The sequence below is a fragment of the Longimicrobium sp. genome (assembly GCF_036387355.1).
Classification (GTDB): Bacteria; Gemmatimonadota; Gemmatimonadetes; order Longimicrobiales; family Longimicrobiaceae; genus Longimicrobium.
Genome location: NZ_DASVTX010000430.1, coordinates 1 through 3267, shown reverse-complemented (window position 1 = coordinate 3267; position 3267 = coordinate 1). Strand labels below are relative to the sequence as shown.

6 protein-coding genes are annotated in these 3267 nt (G+C 68.2%); all 6 read right to left on the bottom strand.

Annotation, left to right across the window (positions count from 1 at the left end):
- Nucleotides 1–214 precede the first annotated feature (214 nt).
- Nucleotides 215–610 (bottom strand): hypothetical protein, encoded by a 396-nt coding sequence (locus VF665_RS18840; protein ID WP_331055003.1) that lies wholly within the window; start codon nt 608–610, stop codon nt 215–217.
- A 30-nt stretch (nt 611–640) separates the two neighbouring features.
- On the bottom strand, nt 641–1258 hold the full coding sequence (locus VF665_RS18835) for a hypothetical protein (protein WP_331055002.1): 618 nt from the start codon (nt 1256–1258) through the stop codon (nt 641–643).
- Between the two features lie 84 nt (nt 1259–1342).
- Complete coding sequence (locus VF665_RS18830) at nt 1343–1921, bottom strand: GNAT family N-acetyltransferase (RefSeq protein ID WP_331055001.1); 579 nt, start codon at nt 1919–1921, stop codon at nt 1343–1345.
- A gap of 36 nt (nt 1922–1957) precedes the next feature.
- Nucleotides 1958–2401 (bottom strand): DUF3574 domain-containing protein, encoded by a 444-nt coding sequence (locus VF665_RS18825; protein ID WP_331055000.1) that lies wholly within the window; start codon nt 2399–2401, stop codon nt 1958–1960.
- A 70-nt stretch (nt 2402–2471) separates the two neighbouring features.
- Entirely contained in the window at nt 2472–2951 is a 480-nt protein-coding gene (locus VF665_RS18820) for a hypothetical protein (RefSeq protein ID WP_331054999.1), read from the bottom strand.
- 59 nt (nt 2952–3010) lie between these two features.
- Nucleotides 3011–3259 (bottom strand): VF530 family protein, encoded by a 249-nt coding sequence (locus VF665_RS18815; protein ID WP_349263154.1) that lies wholly within the window; start codon nt 3257–3259, stop codon nt 3011–3013.
- Between the last annotated feature and the right edge of the window lie 8 nt (nt 3260–3267).

Below are 3267 nucleotides of genomic sequence, written 5' to 3'. Positions count from 1 at the left end.
CGGGCCCGGCGCCGCGCACGCGCTCGGCGAACGCATCCAGCAGCGCGCGGTCCAGCGGCTTGTTCGCGAGCTCCCCCGCAATGCGCCGCGCGTACTCATCCGCCACGCGGTCGTAGCTGTCGCGCACCTCCGCGCGGGAGGGAGAGTCAGGGTCCGTCATGGGGACGCGGTGCGGATGCATGCCCGGCGTTTTCAGCACCTGTGTATGCGTGGCTTACAACTGGAATACTTCCCGGGTCCAAGGATCATCCGGTGCGAATGGCCCATGGATGGACTGCATACAGCCCTTGATGGGCACCTGTCGTTGGAGGCTTGGCACGAGCCAATCGACATACACGCGCTTGGCTTCGTCGACCTCGCGAACGACCCCCAACGCACGGATTTCAATGTCCGTAGCGCCCTGTCCAAGCATTTTCTTGATCGCGATGCGGTCACCCGGTGCGATCTGGTCGCGGCGAGCAGCCTGGGCGGGCTGGTCTGCATCCGCCCATCCCAGCTCCCAGTACCCGCGCCGAACAAACGCATCTTTTTGATCGTCGCTCCCGCCCCACATGGCACCAACTACCCAGTAATTCGGCATTCCTGGTTCCTCATTGAAGGGTCTGGTCATCGTCAATCAATCTGAATCTGAACCGTTGCGTCAGGGACGGTCCAGCCTGGCGGTCCGCACCGCGGCGAGCCATTCGCGCTGCCGATCCACGTCGCCGCGCGTGACGGCCCTGGCGTACAGCCACCTGCCCGCCCGGTCCGGGGCCAGCAGGAGGGCGCTGAGCCCTGAAGGGTGACCGTACTCGTGTCCGGAGGCGATCCAGGCAGAATCGCGGCCTCGCGGCTCGCGGCATCGCTCCAGCTCGGCGAGTCCGTGAAAGCCGCCGTGCTCAATGCGCGGGCGGCCGGGAAAGTGCGACTCGGCGAGGATGTACACCACGTCGCCGCTGGCCGCATCACGCCATCCCGCGCCGTCGTTCGATCGCGCCCACGCGGCGGCCTTCCAGGTGCCGCGCGGCACGGTGATGCTGAAGCCGGTGGCGGAATCGCGCAGCACCATCGTGGGCCGCTGCGCCGGAGTGGCGGGGCAGGGCGGCGCCAATGCGCGGGTAGAGCCGGTCTCCGGAGCAAAGACGCCGGCGAGTTCAGCAAATCCCAGAAAGCAGGTGGCCAGAACAGCCATGGCGAACGCAACCGTCATCAGATAACGGCTCCAGTGCGGCACGATCGGCTCGCAGCGCCGCCATCCCATCGGCCTGGCCTCGGTCATCACGGTTCGCTCCTTACGCGGGTTACGCGTCATGATCGCGCGCCGTGCTGAACGCGCGGGGTGTACGCGCTCTGCCGCGGGTGCTCACCCGCCGGCGCCCTCATCCAGAACGATCCGGTAGCGCAGGCTCTCGGTGCCTCCGTACACGGCGGGCTTGGTGAAGCGTTCGATGAGGACGGCTCGGTTCGCTTCGATCACCCGCTGCGACGCGAGGTTGGTGGTGTCCGTCACGATCTCCAGGTAATCCAGGCCCTCCAGCGCCGCCCGCCGTACCTCGCCGACCATCAGACCAAGCGCCGCCGTGGCGTACCCGCGCCTGCGCTTCCACGGAACGACGGCGTATCCAATGTGCCCCAGGCAGTGCGGCGGCAGCGCGGTCGTCCCCGGCTGCCAGCGAAAGCTGATGATGCCGCAGAACTCGCCATCCCACATCCACCGGATGAAGCCGGGCAGGCGCGGCACCAGGGAGCCGTCGGGCAGCGCGATGGGCTGGCCCTTGCCATCCGGATCATCCTGCGTGACCAGGAACGCCGTGGGATCGCGCTCGATGGACTGCAACTGCTCCCGCGCCAGCGCCGGCCGCACGTTGGAGGGCGACCAGCCCTGCCTCAGGGCGTGCATGTAGCTCGGCAGGTGCTCGGCGGCGGGGCGGATGAGCTGCATGGACCTCGTGATGCGCAGTGGGGATCGGCCGGCCGTTCAGAAGCTTGCTTCCACGCGCGTGCGGACGCGCATCACGGACTGCTGGTGAAAGCGGCGCTTGTACTCGTCGGCGATCTCGCGGACGGCGGTGTCGGAATCCGGGTGGTCGGGGTGGATCAGCTCCAGCACGAATGAGGCTTCGCGGACGATGGCGCCGGATTGGTCGCGCCACTGTCCTTCGGCGTGCCACATCGTGAGCCCGTCGGGAAAGCGCGGCGTCACCACCTGCTCCACGAACGCCCGCCACTCGCCCTCCGCCACGGTCGCGCCGCCCGGCATGGAGCGCCCGAAGTACAGCCGGTCCGACACGCTCGTCCGCGTCGCGGCTTCCGGCGCCGCCACGTACGATGCCGGCGCCATCCGTCCACCCGGCGCGCACGCCCCCGCCCAGCCGGTGCCGAGCACGAGCAGCAGCCGCACCACGCGGCGCGGATTGATCAACGGGGAACGTGTCGTGGCGAGTTTCACGCGGGGCGGGCCGGTGCGGAGTTGGAGCGGATGCGGGGGGAACTCAGTGGGACGATGGTGGGCGATACTTGTCCAGCAGGGGAGAACGAGCCGCCGTGACCCAGTTTCCGTCGATGCGGAACTCCGTCACGGAGGGATAATCGTCCTCGGGGCACGGCACTCTCCACCACGCCACCAGGTACACGCCGTGCTCGATCAGGGTCTCGCGCACGTCGCCCCGCCAGCGCGCGCGAACGGCGTCGGCACCCGCCGGCGCCTCGCCCCAGAGCGCGTACGCGCCGATTTCCTCCTCCAGGTCACCTGAGCTGATCCAGCCATCCCCGTTGCCGCTGGTGCCGTCGCTCCAGCCGCCCGCCTCCCGCTTTACCGCGCCGCCGTACAGGTAAGGGTGTCCGTCGGACCCGGTATCCACCACCACGTACCCGTCATCGCCATCCACCGCCGTGGCCACAACGCGGCAGTAGCGTGCCGAAAACCCGCTCATCGCGGCTTCCTGCGGCGTGGCAAAGAGTTTCTGCTGCATGCGTGGAGTTCAGGTGAAAAGGTGCGGGCCGGACGCCGGAACCATGGCGGCGCGGCGGATCAGCGGCGCGCCTGCCGCGCCTTTTCGCGCAGCATGTAAAGGTACATGCCTTCCACCTTTTCGCGCGCCCACGGCGTCTTGCGAAGGAACTTGAGGCTGGAGGGCACGCTGGGGTCGCTGGTAAAGCAACGGATGGCGATGCGCTCGCCCATCGTCTTCCACCCGAAGTGCTCCACCAGTTCGGTCAGCATGCGCTCCAGCGTGACGCCGTGCAGCGGGTTCTTGGGCTGTTGCTGGGGAGTTTCCATCCGGTGCG

Excerpts from the sequence above, each read along its gene's own strand:
- VF665_RS18835 (WP_331055002.1), bottom strand. The coding sequence starts at position 1,258 with ATGACCGAGGCCAGGCCGATGGGATGGCGGCGCTGCGAGCCGATCGTG.
- VF665_RS18840 (WP_331055003.1), bottom strand. The coding sequence starts at position 610 with ATGACCAGACCCTTCAATGAGGAACCAGGAATGCCGAATTACTGGGTA.
- VF665_RS18820 (WP_331054999.1), bottom strand. The coding sequence starts at position 2,951 with ATGCAGCAGAAACTCTTTGCCACGCCGCAGGAAGCCGCGATGAGCGGG.
- VF665_RS18815 (WP_349263154.1), bottom strand. The coding sequence starts at position 3,259 with ATGGAAACTCCCCAGCAACAGCCCAAGAACCCGCTGCACGGCGTCACG.
- VF665_RS18830 (WP_331055001.1), bottom strand. The coding sequence starts at position 1,921 with ATGCAGCTCATCCGCCCCGCCGCCGAGCACCTGCCGAGCTACATGCAC.